General features: G+C 53.9%; 13 protein-coding genes and 1 riboswitch. Of the genes, 8 read left to right on the forward strand and 5 right to left on the reverse strand.

The window, feature by feature from the left end:
- Window positions 1-606 carry a 3-isopropylmalate dehydratase small subunit gene (leuD, locus tag IMQ48_RS02165; protein ID WP_196207720.1) on the forward strand — a complete coding sequence of 202 codons (606 nt, stop codon included), beginning with the start codon at window positions 1-3 and terminating at the stop codon, window positions 604-606.
- Window positions 607-713: 107 nt separating this feature from the next.
- Here leuD and IMQ48_RS02170 read toward each other — a convergent pair whose 3' ends face one another.
- Together IMQ48_RS02170 and sgrT are read right to left on the reverse strand one after the other, a co-directional pair.
- A complete protein-coding gene (locus IMQ48_RS02170; protein ID WP_196207721.1) occupies window positions 714-1,892 on the reverse strand; it encodes a sugar efflux transporter in 1,179 nt (392 codons plus the stop codon).
- 380 nt (window positions 1,893-2,272) lie between these two features.
- Window positions 2,273-2,395 (reverse strand): glucose uptake inhibitor SgrT, encoded by a 123-nt coding sequence (gene sgrT, locus IMQ48_RS02175; protein WP_196207722.1) that lies wholly within the window; start codon window positions 2,393-2,395, stop codon window positions 2,273-2,275.
- A gap of 99 nt (window positions 2,396-2,494) precedes the next feature.
- Here sgrT and sgrR point away from each other — a divergent pair, with 99 nt between their 5' ends.
- The 4 genes from sgrR to thiQ all read left to right on the forward strand — a co-directional run bounded on the left by sgrR (window position 2,495) and on the right by thiQ (window position 7,996).
- A complete protein-coding gene (gene sgrR / locus IMQ48_RS02180) occupies window positions 2,495-4,150 on the forward strand; it encodes an HTH-type transcriptional regulator SgrR (RefSeq protein WP_196207723.1) in 1,656 nt (551 codons plus the stop codon).
- Window positions 4,151-4,330: 180 nt separating this feature from the next.
- Window positions 4,331-4,509: riboswitch (TPP riboswitch) on the forward strand.
- Window positions 4,510-4,741: 232 nt separating this feature from the next.
- Window positions 4,742-5,725, forward strand: coding sequence for a thiamine ABC transporter substrate binding subunit (gene thiB, locus IMQ48_RS02185; protein WP_196207724.1), 984 nt, complete (start codon window positions 4,742-4,744; stop codon window positions 5,723-5,725).
- Window positions 5,701-7,311: a thiamine/thiamine pyrophosphate ABC transporter permease ThiP gene (gene thiP, locus IMQ48_RS02190; RefSeq protein ID WP_196207725.1), complete on the forward strand. Its 1,611-nt coding sequence runs from the start codon at window positions 5,701-5,703 to the stop codon at window positions 7,309-7,311. The genes thiB and thiP overlap by 25 nt, the downstream gene beginning before the upstream one ends.
- Window positions 7,295-7,996, forward strand: coding sequence for a thiamine ABC transporter ATP-binding protein ThiQ (thiQ, locus tag IMQ48_RS02195; RefSeq protein WP_196207726.1), 702 nt, complete (start codon window positions 7,295-7,297; stop codon window positions 7,994-7,996). Before thiP ends, thiQ begins: the two co-directional genes overlap by 17 nt.
- A gap of 50 nt (window positions 7,997-8,046) precedes the next feature.
- Here the strand turns inward: thiQ and IMQ48_RS02200 are convergent, their stop codons facing one another.
- A complete protein-coding gene (locus IMQ48_RS02200; protein WP_096758325.1) occupies window positions 8,047-8,814 on the reverse strand; it encodes a DedA family protein in 768 nt (255 codons plus the stop codon).
- A gap of 119 nt (window positions 8,815-8,933) precedes the next feature.
- Window positions 8,934-9,779 (reverse strand): arabinose operon transcriptional regulator AraC, encoded by an 846-nt coding sequence (gene araC, locus IMQ48_RS02205; RefSeq protein WP_196207727.1) that lies wholly within the window; start codon window positions 9,777-9,779, stop codon window positions 8,934-8,936.
- Between the two features lie 339 nt (window positions 9,780-10,118).
- On the opposite strand from araC, the gene araB reads away from it, so the two are divergent.
- From araB to araD, 3 genes are all read left to right on the forward strand, one after another.
- Window positions 10,119-11,828 (forward strand): ribulokinase, encoded by a 1,710-nt coding sequence (gene araB, locus IMQ48_RS02210; RefSeq protein ID WP_196207728.1) that lies wholly within the window; start codon window positions 10,119-10,121, stop codon window positions 11,826-11,828.
- A 10-nt stretch (window positions 11,829-11,838) separates the two neighbouring features.
- On the forward strand, window positions 11,839-13,341 hold the full coding sequence (gene araA, locus IMQ48_RS02215; protein ID WP_196207729.1) for an L-arabinose isomerase: 1,503 nt from the start codon (window positions 11,839-11,841) through the stop codon (window positions 13,339-13,341).
- A gap of 105 nt (window positions 13,342-13,446) precedes the next feature.
- Window positions 13,447-14,142, forward strand: a complete 696-nt coding sequence (araD, locus tag IMQ48_RS02220) for an L-ribulose-5-phosphate 4-epimerase (protein ID WP_196207730.1) — start codon at window positions 13,447-13,449, stop codon at window positions 14,140-14,142.
- A 49-nt stretch (window positions 14,143-14,191) separates the two neighbouring features.
- On the opposite strand, the gene IMQ48_RS02225 is transcribed toward araD, so the two are convergent.
- On the reverse strand, window positions 14,192-14,575 hold the full coding sequence (locus IMQ48_RS02225) for a DUF4751 family protein (RefSeq protein WP_196207731.1): 384 nt from the start codon (window positions 14,573-14,575) through the stop codon (window positions 14,192-14,194).
- Between the last annotated feature and the right edge of the window lie 356 nt (window positions 14,576-14,931).

Here is a 14,931-nt window from a genome sequence, read left to right on the forward strand (position 1 = left end):
ATGGCAGAGAAATTTACCCAGCATACCGGCCTGGTTGTCCCACTGGATGCCGCCAACGTCGATACGGATGCAATCATTCCCAAACAATTTTTGCAGAAAGTAACGCGTACCGGTTTTGGTGCCCACCTATTTAACGACTGGCGCTTTCTCGATGAAAACGGCCAGCAGCCTAACCCGGAATTCGTGCTGAACTTCCCGGAGTATCAAGGCGCGTCCATTCTGTTGGCGCGAGAAAACTTTGGCTGTGGTTCCTCGCGCGAACATGCGCCGTGGGCGCTGACCGATTACGGTTTCAAAGTGGTGATCGCGCCAAGCTTCGCCGACATCTTCTACGGCAACAGCTTTAATAACCAACTGCTGCCGGTGAAATTAAGCGACGACGAAGTGGATGACCTGTTCACGTTGGTACAGGCCAATCCGGGGATTCGTTTTGAGGTGGATCTGCAAGCACAGGTGGTGAAGGCTGGGGATAAAGCGTATCCGTTTGAAATCGACACCTTCCGCCGCCACTGCATGCTGAACGGTCTCGACAGCATCGGGCTGACGTTACAACACGAAGACGCGATCTCGACTTACGAGGACAAACAGCCGGCGTTTATGCGCTAGTGCTTGTTGTTGCCGGATAAGCATGCCGGATGGCGACGCAAAAGTGTGTTATCCGGCCTACGGAAAGATTTGTAGGCCGGATAAGCGCAGCGCATCCGGCACCCCCACTACACATCCTTCACTCGTCCGGTCATCACCAGCGTAACCACCGAAATTCCCGCAATCACCCAGTAGACGGCATAATGCCCATAACTTTGCGCCACCGCCCCCTGAATTACCCCCGCCAGAATCACCCCCGTTGAGATACTGTTGGTAAATAAGGTGGTGGCTGAACCCGCCCTGCCCGGCATTAAATCCTGAAACCACAGCATGCCTATTCCGGCAACAATTCCGATGAATACCGCGTTAAACAGCTGCAGGAGCAGCAGCGCAGTATGGCTATGGAAGAAGATAAGCCCAAGGTAAAACAGCACGCCTGCCGCCACGGCGGTTATCATCATCCGCCGCTTACCAAAACGTTTCACGTAGTAGCCCGCCAGAATCATGGCCGGAATTTCCAGCCCGGCGGCGGTGCCCATCAATATCCCGGCCAGTTTGTCCGGGAGCCCCAGTTCAAGGCTAATCCACAGCGGCATATCGATAATGTACATGGTGTTGCAGGTCCACATCAGCGTGGAGGCAATAAACAACATGCGCACATTTTTGTCCTGCCAACCGCCAGTCTGTTCAAGCGGGGCATCAACAGGAAGCTCGACCCGCGCCACCGACGGTAGTATCAGCGCAATCAGCACCAGGCTAATGGCAAATATCCCGGCAGCAATCGAAAACATCATCGTGAAGCCGTAATTTAACGCCAGCATAAACGCCAGCGGCGGCCCAATCACCCACGCCAGCGAAAGCTGCGCACGCATCACCGAGCTGAACATCACCACTTCTCGCGCCGAGTTATCGGCATACTCCCGTGCCAGCGCAAACAGCTGCGGCATGGCGGTATTTGCCAGCGAAGCCAGCAGCACCCCGCAGGTGATCAGCGTTAAATAGTGGCGGTTAAAGGCAAACAGCAACGCGTTACCAATCGCCATCAGACAGCAGAACATGATCAGCTTACGCCGATCGCCCCGACTGTCGGATCGTTTCGCCAGACCCAGGCTGACCGCGATCCCGGCGATCGCATTGACGGTGTAAAACAGCCCAACCCAAAATGGCTGCGCCCCCACTTCGCGACTCAGAAACAGACTCAGCGTGGGTGCCTGTAACGCGCCCGCCACGCCCATCATAAAGGCGACCAACATAAACGCCGCATACACGCCGTTGAGGCGCCGTCCCATGGTCATAATCCAGAGCATATCTTTCCTTTTAAGCGCAGCGGAAACGAAAAAAGCCAGCAGATAATACCTGCTGGCGGGTGAACGAGGCTGTATCCTGCCATTATATCTGGCATCGACGCTGGCTAAAAAACGCATAATCCAGGCGGAGGGCGCTGGGTATAGAAACCTATTCCCAAGCCTGACAACGCAGAGTATGCGTTTTTTACACGCATCCCAGAGGGCTGGGACTATTTTTTCACATAGCTGTGTTGCTCACACCTTATTTGGTTCACCAAATTTCACTGTTCGCGCCTTACCATGTGAAAAAATAGCCACCAGCGATGCTCAGAGATAATGGCAGGATACAGCCTGCACCAATACTCAGTCACACATGATGTCTGCAATTCCCAATTCAGAGGTCAGTCTTGCAACTCCCACTGCATCAGTTCATCGAGCATCTTTAAGCGCTGCGGCACGCTCAGGCAAGCCAACCAGGACAAACGTGCTGTCGAGGTAAAGTACTTTAAATAGAACTGACGCATAGATGACCCCTTCGTTGTCTCATCGCTTCATCAGAATTCATTATTGGCTTAATATGGGGATAATAAAATTGCTGAGTTTTCCGTGGGAGTTCCCCTTTTATGTCTTCCGGTCGTTTGCAACAACAGTTTATCCGCCTGTGGCAATGCTGCGACGGCAAAACACAAGACACCACGCTGAACGAGTTGGCGGAGTTACTCAGTTGCTCACGCCGCCATATGCGCACCCTGCTCAACACCATGCAGGAACGCGGCTGGCTAACGTGGGAAGCCGAGGTCGGTCGCGGCAAACGTTCACGCCTGACCTTTCTCTACACCGGGCTGGCGCTCCAGCAGCAGCGGGCGGAAGACCTGCTGGAACAGGATCGCATTGATCAACTGGTACAACTGGTCGGCGACAAAACGGCCGTACGCCAAATGCTGGTTTCCCATCTGGGCCGCAGCTTTCGCCAGGGGCGGCACATCATGCGCGTTCTTTATTATCGCCCGATGCACAACCTGCTTCCCGGTACGGCGCTACGCCGTTCCGAAACCCATATCGCCCGGCAAATCTTCAGCGCCTTAATTCGGGTAAATGAGGAAAATGGGGAACTGGAAGCGGACATTGCCCACCACTGGCAACAAATTTCGCCGCTGCACTGGCGGTTCTTCCTGCGTCCTGGGATCCATTTTCATCATGGCCGCGAACTGGAAATGGAAGATGTCATCGCCTCGCTGATGCGCATTAACACTCTGCCGTTGTACTCGCATATTACACAGATTGTCTCCCCCACAGCCTGGACGCTGGATATCCATCTGGCGCAACCGGATCGCTGGCTACCGTGGCTGCTGGGACAGGTCCCCGCCATGATCCTGCCGCGCGAATGGGAAACGCTGAATAATTTTTCCAGCCACCCGATTGGCACCGGCCCCTATGCAGTCATCCGCAATACGAGTAACCAGCTTAAAATTCACGCCTTTGATGATTACTTTGGCTACCGGGCGCTGATCGACGAAGTGAACGTATGGGTGTTACCGGACATTGCCGAGGAGCCAGGCGGCGGACTCACGCTCAAAGGCCCGACGGAAGATGAAAAGGCCATCGAAAGCCGGCTTGAGGAAGGTTGTTACTACATGCTGTTTGACTCGCGTTCCCATCGCGGAGCCAATCAGGAGGTGCGCGAATGGGTAAGCCGCATTCTCTCGCCGACAAATTTAATTTTTCAGGCTGACGAGCAGTATCAGCGTCACTGGTTTCCCGCTTACGGATTACTGCCTCGCTGGCATCACGCCAGACCTGGGCTCGGTGAAAAACCGGCGGGGCTGGAAACACTGACGCTCACCTACTATCGCGATCATATCGAGCATCGGGTGATTGCGCAGATCATGAAAACATTGCTAGCGGAGCATCAGGTACAGCTGAATATTCAGGAGATCGACTACGATCAATGGCACGCAGGCGAGACCGTCAGCGATATCTGGCTCAACAGCGCCAACTTTACCTTACCGCTGGACTTCTCGCTGTTCGCCCATTTGAGCGAAGTCCCGCTGCTGCAAAACTGTCTTTCTCTGGACTGGGAAAGCGACGCCGCCCGCTGGCGCACCGGCGAGATGAGCCTCGCAGCATGGTGTCAGCAACTGCTTGCCAGTAAAGCCATTGTACCGCTGATCCATCACTGGCTGATCATTCAGGGGCAACGCAGCATGCGCGGGTTACGCATGAATACGCTTGGCTGGTTTGATTTTAAATCGGCGTGGTTTGCACCACCGGATCCTTAACGCCTTGTTCAGTAGGCGTAATCGGTGAAGACAGTTTGAACACGGACAGCGCGGAAAAACCGGAGCGTACACGTAGTACGTGAGGATTTTGAGCACTGCCCAGGTTCAAACTGGCAAACAAGATAGCCTAATGGACAAGGCTCTTGATTGCCGCATAGCAACAAAATCATTACACTATCGCCGTTCTCAACGGGGTGCCAAATAAAAAACATACACAAAATCATTCATGATGCATCAAGGCGGCAAGCAAACGCAGCCAACACAGAGGCAGCTTGAAGGATGAAGTGTATGAGGCTGAGAGATACCCGTCGAACCTGATCCGGATAATGCCGGCGAAGGGATTTGAGGCTGTAGCTCAAGTCCTTTGCCACCTAACTCGTCATACTTCAAGCTGCAGATGCGTTGGCTTTATTACTCGGCCCATCCATGGGCCTCGCCCTTTCAGGGCCGCTGCAAGCAGCGTTCAAATCTGCTCCCGGCAGATTTGTCGCTCACCCCAGTCACGTACTACCTGTACGCTCCCGGGGATGCGCTGCGTCGCCGCCTTCCTGCAACTCGAATTATTTAGAGTTTTACTTTATGAGGTGCAAAGTGTTTAAAAAATGTCTTCCGCTTTTACTGCTGTGCGCAGTGCCTGCCTTCGCCAAACCCGTGCTGACCGTCTATACCTACGACTCGTTCGCCGCCGACTGGGGCCCCGGTCCAACCATCAAAAAAGCCTTTGAAGCCGACTGCAACTGCGAGCTAAAGCTGGTGGCGCTGGAAGATGGCGTCTCGCTGCTTAACCGCCTGCGCATGGAAGGAAAAAACAGTAAAGCCGACGTCGTGCTCGGACTGGATAACAACCTGCTCGACGCGGCAATGCAGACCAAACTGTTTGCCAAAAGCGGCGTGGCGAGCGATGCCATTAACGTTCCTGGCGGCTGGAAAAACGACACCTTTGTACCGTTTGATTACGGCTATTTCGCCTTTGTCTATGACAAAAACAAGCTGAAAAACCCACCGAAGAGCCTGAAAGAACTGGTCGAAAGCGACCAGAAATGGCGCGTAATTTATCAGGACCCACGCACCAGCACGCCGGGTCTGGGACTGCTGCTGTGGATGCAAAAAGTGTACGGCGATAAAGCGCCGAAAGCCTGGCAGAAACTGGCAACCAAAACCGTCACCGTCACCAAAGGCTGGAGTGAAGCCTACGGTCTGTTCCTGAAGGGTGAAAGCGATCTGGTGCTGAGCTATACCACCTCTCCGGCGTATCACATCATCGAAGAGAAGAAAGATAACTACGCCGCCGCCAATTTTAGCGAGGGACACTATTTGCAGGTGGAGGTCGCCGCACGTACCGCCGCCAGCAAGCAGCCAGAACTGGCGGAAAAATTCCTGACATTTATGATTTCTCCGGCGTTCCAGAATGCAATTCCCACCGGCAACTGGATGTATCCGGTAACTCAGGTCACGCTTCCTCCGGACATTGAACAACTGGAAAAACCGTCCACCGCGCTGGAGTTCACCCCACAGCAGGTAGCAACTCAACGTCAGACATGGATTAACGCATGGCAACGCGCCGTCAGCCGTTAATTCCCGGCTGGCTGATCCCAGGGCTTTCGGCCGCTACTCTGATAGTGGCCGTCGCCCTGGCGGCATTTCTGGCGCTGTGGCTTAACGCCCCTCAGGGAGACTGGATCACGCTGTGGCAGGACAGCTACCTGTGGCACGTGGTCCGCTTTTCCTTCTGGCAGGCATTTTTATCCGCTGCGCTATCGGTGATCCCGGCAATCTTCCTCGCCCGAGCGCTTTATCGTCGCCGTTTCCCTGGGCGTATAGCGCTGCTGCGCCTGTGCGCAATGACGCTGATCCTGCCGGTACTGGTCGCCGTCTTTGGCATCCTTAGCGTCTACGGTCGCCAGGGCTGGCTGTCCTCACTCTGGCAGGCTCTCGGCCTGGAGTGGACGTTTTCACCGTACGGTCTGCAGGGCATTTTGCTGGCACACGTCTTTTTCAACCTGCCGATGGCCAGCCGTTTACTGCTGCAGTCGCTGGAGAATATTCCCGGCGAACAGCGGCAGCTCGCCGCGCAGCTAGGTATGCGCGGCTGGCATTTCTTCCGCTTTGTTGAATGGCCGTGGCTGCGCCGCCAGATCCCTCCGGTAGCGGCGCTCATCTTTATGCTGTGCTTCGCCAGTTTTGCTACCGTGCTGTCACTCGGCGGCGGGCCGCAGGCGACCACCATCGAGCTGGCTATCTATCAGGCACTGAGCTTCGACTACGATCCCTCGCGCGCCGCCATGCTGGCGCTGATCCAGATGATTTGCTGCTTAGGACTGGTACTGCTCAGCCAGCGCATGAGTCGAGCGATAGCCCCCGGCACCACGCTGGTACAAGGCTGGCGCGATCCCGACGACCGCCTGCACAGCCGTCTAACCGACACCCTACTGATTATTCTGGCGCTGCTGCTGTTGCTCCCGCCACTGCTGGCGGTGATTGTCGATGGTTTTAACCGTCATATTCTGGATGTTCTCGCGCAGCCTGTATTATGGCAAGCCCTGTGGACTTCGCTGCGTATTGCGCTGGCGGCAGGTCTGCTGTGCGTCATTCTTACCATGATGCTGCTATGGAGCAGCCGGGAACTACGGGCACGGCAGCAGATACTGGCAGGTCAGACACTGGAACTGAGCGGTATGCTGATCCTCGCAATGCCGGGCATCGTGCTGGCAACCGGGTTCTTCCTGCTGCTCAATAACAGTATTGGCCTGCCGGACTCTGCCGACGGAATTGTGATTTTTACCAACGCCCTGATGGCCATCCCCTATGCGCTGAAAGTACTGGAAAACCCTATGCGTGACGTAACGGCACGCTACAGTATGTTGTGCCAGTCTTTAGGCATTGAAGGATGGTCACGGCTGAAAGTGGTTGAGCTACGTGCGCTTAAACGTCCACTGGCGCAAGCTATGGCCTTCGCCTGCGTCCTGTCGATTGGCGATTTTGGCGTGGTGGCCCTGTTTGGCAACGAGGATTTCCGCACATTACCGTTTTACCTCTATCAGCAGATTGGCTCATATCGCAGTCAGGATGGTGCGGTCACCGCATTATTGCTGCTGATCCTGTGCTTTACGCTGTTTACCGTTATTGAGAAATTACCGGGTCGACATGTTAAAACTGATTGATATCACATGGCTGTATCACCATTTGCCCATGCGCTTTTCGCTGTCGGTCGCGCGCGGTGAACAGGTCGCCGTCCTGGGGCCCAGCGGTGCCGGGAAAAGTACGCTATTAAACCTAATTGCCGGTTTTCTGGCTCCGGCCAGCGGCACAATGATGATTGGGGGTGAGGATCACACCACCACGCCGCCTTCTCGCCGCCCTGTCTCCATGCTCTTTCAGGAAAATAATCTGTTCAGTCACCTGAGTGTGCAACAGAACATCGCCCTCGGCCTTAACCCGGGGTTAAAGCTAAACGCGCAGCAGCGGGAGAAAATGCACCACATTGGTCAACAAATGGGGCTCGACACGCTACTGGAAAGGCTACCCGGCGAGCTTTCCGGCGGGCAACGCCAGCGTGTAGCACTGGCGCGCTGCCTGGTGCGGGAACAGCCCGTGTTGCTGCTTGATGAACCGTTCTCCGCACTCGACCCCGCCCTGCGTCAGGAAATGCTCACACTGGTGGCCGACGTGTGTCGTGAGAAGCAGCTGACGATGCTGATGGTATCCCACAGCGTAGAAGACGCCGCGCGCATTGCGCCACGTTCAATCGTAGTCGCCGACGGGCGCATTGCGTGGCAAGGTAAAACAGATGAGCTGTTGAGCGGTCACGCCAGCGCCTCGGCGCTGTTGGGCATCAAACATCAGTGACATACCGGATGGCGACGCATAAGCGCCAGCGCCATCCGGCAAAATATGCCCTAATAGCCCACCACTTTGCGCAGAATATCGATATACACCGGCATCAACGGATGGCGGATCAGTGCGACCAGCGCCACCACGCCGATCCCGAGAACAAGCGGCGCCAGATACAGCAGTCGACCTCGCGGCAAATAAACGGTTAAGCGATCAACAGCCGCTTTGCCGCTACGCCATAGCCGCCAGCACAGCCATCCCCCGACCCACAGCAATAGCGCGGTCGCCAGCAATAGCCATTTGAAATCGCCGCTCTGTACATCTGAAGGAATATCAATTGCCGCGCCCGCCAGGATACCCGGCAGAAAATAAAACGGCGGCCACAGTACGCAGCCAATGATATTAGGCACAATAAATTTGGCGACAGGCAGATCCAGCATCCCCGCCACCATTGGCACCAGCGGACGCGTCGGGCCAACAAAGCGTCCCACCAGAATAGTAAACATGCTGTGCTGATGCAGAGCATGTTCGGTTTTGTCCAGTAACGCCTTGTTCTTCTTCATAAAAGACCAGCGGTGCAGCGGCTTTTTAAACCGCCAGCCCAGCCAGAAGGAGATCCAGTCGCCCATCAGACAACCGACTATGCCCGCAAGCCAGGCATGCCAGAAGTTTAGTTCGCCGCTGCCAATCAGCGCACCCAGTCCGGCCATCAACACGGTGCCAGGTAAAATCAGGCCAACCAACGCCAGCGACTCCAGGAAAGCCACCAGCAGTACGGCTATCAAAGAGTATACGGCGGACTGGAGAATAAAATGTTCCAGCAATGCTTGCATAATGTGTCCGTCAGATTTACGAAGCAAGGATTCTGATAACCCTTCTCAACTTCGTCAAGCCATCATTTGTCTGAATAGTTTGCGAGGTATGACAACTTTTCGGACACATCATTCACTTTTTATTCACATCCAGCGCGAAACTCGCTCGGGCTGGCGCCGGTACATTTTTTGAAAACGCGGGAGAAATAGAGTTGATCGTCAAACCCGACGTTGCGCCCAACGGTGGCGATCGGCATGCGCGTGGTGCTTAACAGGAGCTTTGCCTGGCTGATACGCTGATCCTCACGCCAGCTGAGTACGCTGATACCGAGCTGCTGGCGAAACAGGTGCGACAAACGAGACGGCGACAGGCAGACATGCTGCGCGACGCTGGCAATATCAAAATTACTGTCCGCCAGGTGATCGCTGATGTACTGGCAGGCGTCGCGCACGCGGTTATCCATGGGGGGATGCAGCGATTCATTAATCGCTTCCATACGTCTGAGCAGCAGTTGCTCGAGCAAATTTATCGCCAGCAGTTCGGAGTAGCGTCCCTCCCGTTGCCCGGCATTAATTATCTGACCGAACAGTTCGTTGAAGTGCGGCTGATGCACTTCATCCGGACGGAAAAAACCGGTCTGCGCAAAAATCGCCGGCCAGGTGAGCCACTCCTGCCAGTAAGCACGCGGTCGAAAGTAAACCCACTGGTGATACCATTCACTGGCGTCGGGGTGGCGGCCGTAATGGTGAACCTCACCCGGCGGAAACAGCAAAATATCCCCCGGTCGGCAGACAAACTGCTTGCCCTGATTGTTGATGACCCCTTCCCCACGAATAGTCAGGTTCAGGATATAACCTTTCATACCCAGCGGCCTGTCGATAAAAAAATCCAGGTACCCGTTCGCCTCAATAGGGGTTAATCCCGCCACCAAATGTGCGTTAAACGAGTAGCCCGGCAGCAGGGGATCATTTTGCGGTTCAGCCATAATTTCAATACTCCCGGTGTTCTGATAAGAAACAAATCGTCCATATTACGCAAGATATCGTCACCGTCGCCCCTGTAGACCGTTGTGGTTTCAGTGATGGACCATCAACCCCGCTTGCTAAAAGCATTTTGTAAAAAACATGTCCTGCGCCAACGATAAAAACGGCTAACAAAAGTGTCTATAACTACGGCAGAAATGTCCACATTGAATATTTGCACGGCGTCACACTTTGTGATGCCACAGCACTTTAGTCCATAAGATTAGCGGATCCTGCCTGACGGTTTTCACCCCAATTATCTACTGTTTATCCATACCCGTATTTTTGGATGGAGTAAGACGATGGCGATTGCAATTGGCCTCGATTTTGGAAGTGATTCAGTACGCGCTCTGGCGGTGGAATGTGCCACCGGCGAGGAGATCGCCACCAGCGTAGAGTGGTACCCGCGTTGGCAGGAGGGGCAATATTGCGATGGCCCAAACAACCAGTTTCGTCATCACCCACGTGACTATATTGAATCCATGGAAGCGGCGCTGAAAACCGTCCTTGCCGAACTGAGCGCAGAACAACGTGCGGCTGTTGTCGGGATTGGCGTGGACAGCACCGGTTCAACCCCCGCGCCTATTGATGCCAACGGCAACGTTCTGGCGCTCAGAGAAGAATTCGCTGAAAACCCGAATGCAATGTTCGTTCTGTGGAAAGATCACACTTCCGTCGAGGAAGCCGAAGAAATTACCCGCCTGTGCCATACGCCAGGCAAGGTCGATTATTCCCGCTATATTGGCGGCATTTATTCCAGCGAATGGTTCTGGGCTAAAATCCTGCACGTTACCCGCCAGGACAATGCGGTCGCACAGGCTGCCGTGTCCTGGATTGAGCTGTGCGATTGGATCCCCGCCCTACTCTCTGACACCACACGCCCGCAGGATATTCGTCGCGGACGCTGCAGCGCCGGTCACAAATCCCTGTGGCATGAAAGCTGGGGTGGTCTGCCCCCAGCCAGTTTCTTTGATGAACTCGATCCGCTCATCAACCAACATCTGCAATACCCAATGTTTACCGACACCTTCACCGCCGATCTGCCGGTGGGCACACTGAGCACAGAATGGGCGCAGCGCCTGGGCCTGCCGGAAAGCGTGGTTATTTCCGGCGGCGCATTCGACTGTCATATGGGTGCAGTCGGCGCGGGCGCACAACCAAACACGCTGGTAAAAGTCATTGGCACCTCCACCTGCGACATTCTGATTGCCGACAAAGCCAGCGTCGGTGAGCGTGCTGTGAAAGGCATATGCGGCCAGGTTGATGGCAGCGTGGTGCCGCACTTTATTGGTCTGGAAGCCGGCCAATCCGCCTTCGGCGATATCTATGCCTGGTTTAGCCGCGTACTGAGCTGGCCGCTGGAGCAGCTTGCTGTACAACACCCGGAACTGAAAACCCAGATTAAAGCCAGCCAAAAACAGCTGCTGCCTGCGCTAACCGAAGCATGGGCAAAAAATCCGTCGCTGGATCATCTGCCGGTAGTACTCGACTGGTTCAACGGTCGTCGTACGCCAAATGCCAACCAGCGCCTGAAAGGGGTCATCACCGATCTTAACCTGGCGACAGACGCACCAGCGCTATTTGGCGGCCTGATTGCTGCAACGGCGTTTGGCGCGCGGGCCATTATGGAATGCTTTACCGAACAAGGCATCGCGGTGAACAACGTGATGGCACTCGGCGGCATCGCGCGTAAAAACCCGGTCATCATGCAGGCCTGCTGCGATGTGCTTAACCGTCCGCTGCAGATTGTCGCCTCAGACCAGTGCTGCGCGCTCGGCGCGGCAATCTTTGCCGCCGTTGCCGCTAAAGTGCATGCCAATATCCCCGAAGCCCAACAAAAAATGGCGAGTGCCGTGGAAAACACGCTGCAACCTCGTCCTGAACAGGCTCAACGTTTTGAACAGCTATATCGCCGCTACCAGCAATGGGCAGTAAGCGCCGAACAACAATACCTTCCGACTGCCGCGCCGGCGCACAAAGCCCCGGTAGACCTGGCAACCCTGACACATTAAGGACACGACAATGACGATTTTTGATAACTATGAAGTGTGGTTTGTGATTGGCAGCCAGCACCTGTATGGCCCAGAAACTCTGCGTCAGGTAACTCAGCATGCCGAGCACGTCGTTAACGCACTGAATACGGAAGCTAAACTGCCCTGCAAACTGGTATTAAAACCACTGGGTACGTCACCTGACGAGATTACGTCTATTTGCCGTGACGCCAACTATGACGATCGTTGTGCGGGGATGGTGGTCTGGCTGCATACCTTCTCGCCGGCCAAAATGTGGATCAACGGCCTGACTATTCTCAACAAACCACTGATGCAGTTCCATACCCAGTTTAATGCCGCCCTGCCGTGGGACAGCATTGATATGGACTTTATGAACCTGAACCAGACCGCACACGGCGGCCGTGAGTTTGGCTTCATCGGCGCGCGTATGCGCCAGCAGCATGCCGTGGTCACCGGTCACTGGCAGGATAAGCAAGCGCACGAGCGTATCGGTTCCTGGATGCGCCAGGCCGTGTCCAAACAGGATACCCGCCATCTGAAAGTATGCCGTTTTGGCGACAACATGCGTGAAGTCGCAGTCACTGACGGCGATAAAGTGGCAGCACAGATCAAATTCGGTTTCTCGGTGAATACCTGGGCCGTTGGAGACCTGGTGCAGGTAGTGAACGCGATTAGCGATGGAGAGATCAACGCGCTGATCGACGAATACGAAAGTACCTATACGATGACGGCAGCGACGCAGATCCACGGCGACAAGCGTCAGAACGTGCTGGAAGCGGCCCGTATTGAACTGGGCATGAAGCGTTTCCTCGAACAGGGTGGATTCCATGCCTTTACCACCACGTTTGAAGATTTGCACGGCCTGAAACAACTTCCGGGTCTGGCCGTACAGCGTCTGATGCAGCAGGGCTACGGCTTTGCGGGCGAAGGCGACTGGAAAACTGCCGCGCTGCTTCGCATCATGAAGGTGATGTCAACCGGCCTGCAGGGCGGCACCTCATTTATGGAGGATTACACCTACCACTTTGAGAAGGGCAACGATCTGGTGCTCGGCTCGCACATGTTGGAAGTGTGCCCATCTATCGCCGTAGAGGAGAAACCGATCCTCGACGTACAGCACCTCGGCATTGGTGGTAAAGATGATCCTGCCCGTCTGATCTTCAACACCAAAACCGGCCCGGCCGTCGTCGCCAGCCTGATCGATCTCGGCGATCGCTATCGTCTGCTGGTCAACTGCATCGATACGGTACAAACCCCGCACTCCCTGCCGAAACTGCCGGTGGCTAACGCGCTGTGGAAAGCCCAGCCGGATCTGCCAACCGCCTCTGAAGCGTGGATCCTTGCCGGTGGCGCGCACCACACCGTCTTCAGTCACGCGCTGGATCTGAACGATATGCGTCAGTTCGCTGAAATGCACGATATCGAGATCGCCGTGATCGACAACGATACCCGCCTGCCGGCCTTTAAAGACGCGCTGCGCTGGAACGAAGTGTATTACGGTTTTAAACGCTAACCGTTGCCGGATGGCGGCATAACCGCCTTATCCAGCCTACGGGACATACTGCCTGTAGGCCGGATAAGCCAAGCACCATCCGGTAAAGCTTGCATGGAGACAACTATGCTAGAAGATCTTAAACGTCAGGCCCTGGAAGCAAACCTGGCGCTACCGAAACACAACCTGGTGACCCTCACCTGGGGGAACGTCAGCGCCGTCGACCGCGAACATGGCGTATTTGTGATCAAACCTTCCGGTGTTGATTACAGCGTGATGACCGTTGACGACATGGTGGTGGTCAGCATCGCCACGGGCGAAGTGGTGGAGGGGCAGAAAAAACCATCCTCCGATACACCTACTCACCGTCTGCTGTATCAGGCTTTCCCGAGCATTGGCGGTATTGTCCACACCCATTCACGTCACGCGACGATCTGGGCACAGGCAGGCCAGTCAATTCCGGCAACCGGCACGACCCACGCAGACTATTTCTACGGTGCTATTCCCTGCACGCGCAAAATGGCCGATAGCGAGATTAACGGTGAATACGAGTGGGAAACCGGGAATGTGATCGTTGAAACCTTTGAAAAAAAAGGTATTGATGCTGCACAAATGCCAGGCGTACTGGTACATTCTCACGGCCCGTTTGCGTGGGGTAAAAACGCCGAAGATGCCGTTCATAACGCGATTGTGCTGGAAGAGGTCGCTTATATGGGGATCTTCTGCCGCCAGCTCGCGCCACAGCTGCCGGATATGCAGCAAACACTGCTGGACAAGCATTATCTGCGTAAGCACGGTGCTAAAGCCTACTACGGGCAGTAACCTTCTGTTATAAGTTATAAGCGCGTTTTTGTCGTAGCGCGCTTTATTCTTAATCTTCTATATATTCAGCAAAAGCACTTTGATATACACAGTTATTAGAGCAAACATATTCAATCACATTGTCATAATTTCCGTGTACTTCCCCTCCTTCTAATGAATGAAAGAAAATATAGTCTGTTATTGTTGACTGCCATTTCTGCCCACGTAACAAATAGTTAATCAGTGTGTCCCGATGACCATTTTTTCTGTCATGCCCCTGCCAATGAAAAAAAGCGTTTCCATTTTCAATAACTTCAGCCCGCCAAATTTGTCCAGTCCATGTTTTGTACTCTATGTATTTGCTCACTGCTTTGATTGATGGATTTGAAAGTTGAGTGTTAACAAATAGATGGCGATGATATCCAGGAAAAATAGCCTGCGTGTAGACATTCATAAAAACTCCATTTAATGCACTTCTTCGAGGAGGTATTAAAAAGCACCCGAATAATAAGTTGAGAATAAAATTATATCCCGAAATAAAAACAAAATTTTACAGAGATTCCCGACGAATTCGAAATGAAAATCCGTTTCTATTCAGCAATAAAAACCATTAAATATATATTATATTTCAAGTTAATACCCGGATGCTTCGAATGAAATTTTTACATTAACCATTAATAAACACAAATAAAAAAATACAATTTTCCTGAATCCGAGAAAGATGTAGCAAAAACAAATAAGCAAAAATCTGAAAAACAGTAAGCATCCGAAAATGGACTTGAAAATACATCACAAAGTATAAACAAGATA

It is taken from the genome of Citrobacter sp. Res13-Sevr-PEB04-36, assembly GCF_015672735.1.
Classification (GTDB): Bacteria; Pseudomonadota; Gammaproteobacteria; order Enterobacterales; family Enterobacteriaceae; genus Citrobacter.

Excerpts from the sequence above, each read along its gene's own strand:
- leuD (WP_196207720.1), top strand. The coding sequence starts at position 1 with ATGGCAGAGAAATTTACCCAGCATACCGGCCTGGTTGTCCCACTGGAT.
- IMQ48_RS02170 (WP_196207721.1), bottom strand. The coding sequence starts at position 1,892 with ATGCTCTGGATTATGACCATGGGACGGCGCCTCAACGGCGTGTATGCG.
- sgrT (WP_196207722.1), bottom strand. The coding sequence starts at position 2,395 with ATGCGTCAGTTCTATTTAAAGTACTTTACCTCGACAGCACGTTTGTCC.
- sgrR (WP_196207723.1), top strand. The coding sequence starts at position 2,495 with ATGTCTTCCGGTCGTTTGCAACAACAGTTTATCCGCCTGTGGCAATGC.
- thiP (WP_196207725.1), top strand. The coding sequence starts at position 5,701 with ATGGCAACGCGCCGTCAGCCGTTAATTCCCGGCTGGCTGATCCCAGGG.
- thiQ (WP_196207726.1), top strand. The coding sequence starts at position 7,295 with ATGTTAAAACTGATTGATATCACATGGCTGTATCACCATTTGCCCATG.
- IMQ48_RS02200 (WP_096758325.1), bottom strand. The coding sequence starts at position 8,814 with ATGCAAGCATTGCTGGAACATTTTATTCTCCAGTCCGCCGTATACTCT.
- araC (WP_196207727.1), bottom strand. The coding sequence starts at position 9,779 with ATGGCTGAACCGCAAAATGATCCCCTGCTGCCGGGCTACTCGTTTAAC.
- araB (WP_196207728.1), top strand. The coding sequence starts at position 10,119 with ATGGCGATTGCAATTGGCCTCGATTTTGGAAGTGATTCAGTACGCGCT.
- araA (WP_196207729.1), top strand. The coding sequence starts at position 11,839 with ATGACGATTTTTGATAACTATGAAGTGTGGTTTGTGATTGGCAGCCAG.
- araD (WP_196207730.1), top strand. The coding sequence starts at position 13,447 with ATGCTAGAAGATCTTAAACGTCAGGCCCTGGAAGCAAACCTGGCGCTA.
- IMQ48_RS02225 (WP_196207731.1), bottom strand. The coding sequence starts at position 14,575 with ATGAATGTCTACACGCAGGCTATTTTTCCTGGATATCATCGCCATCTA.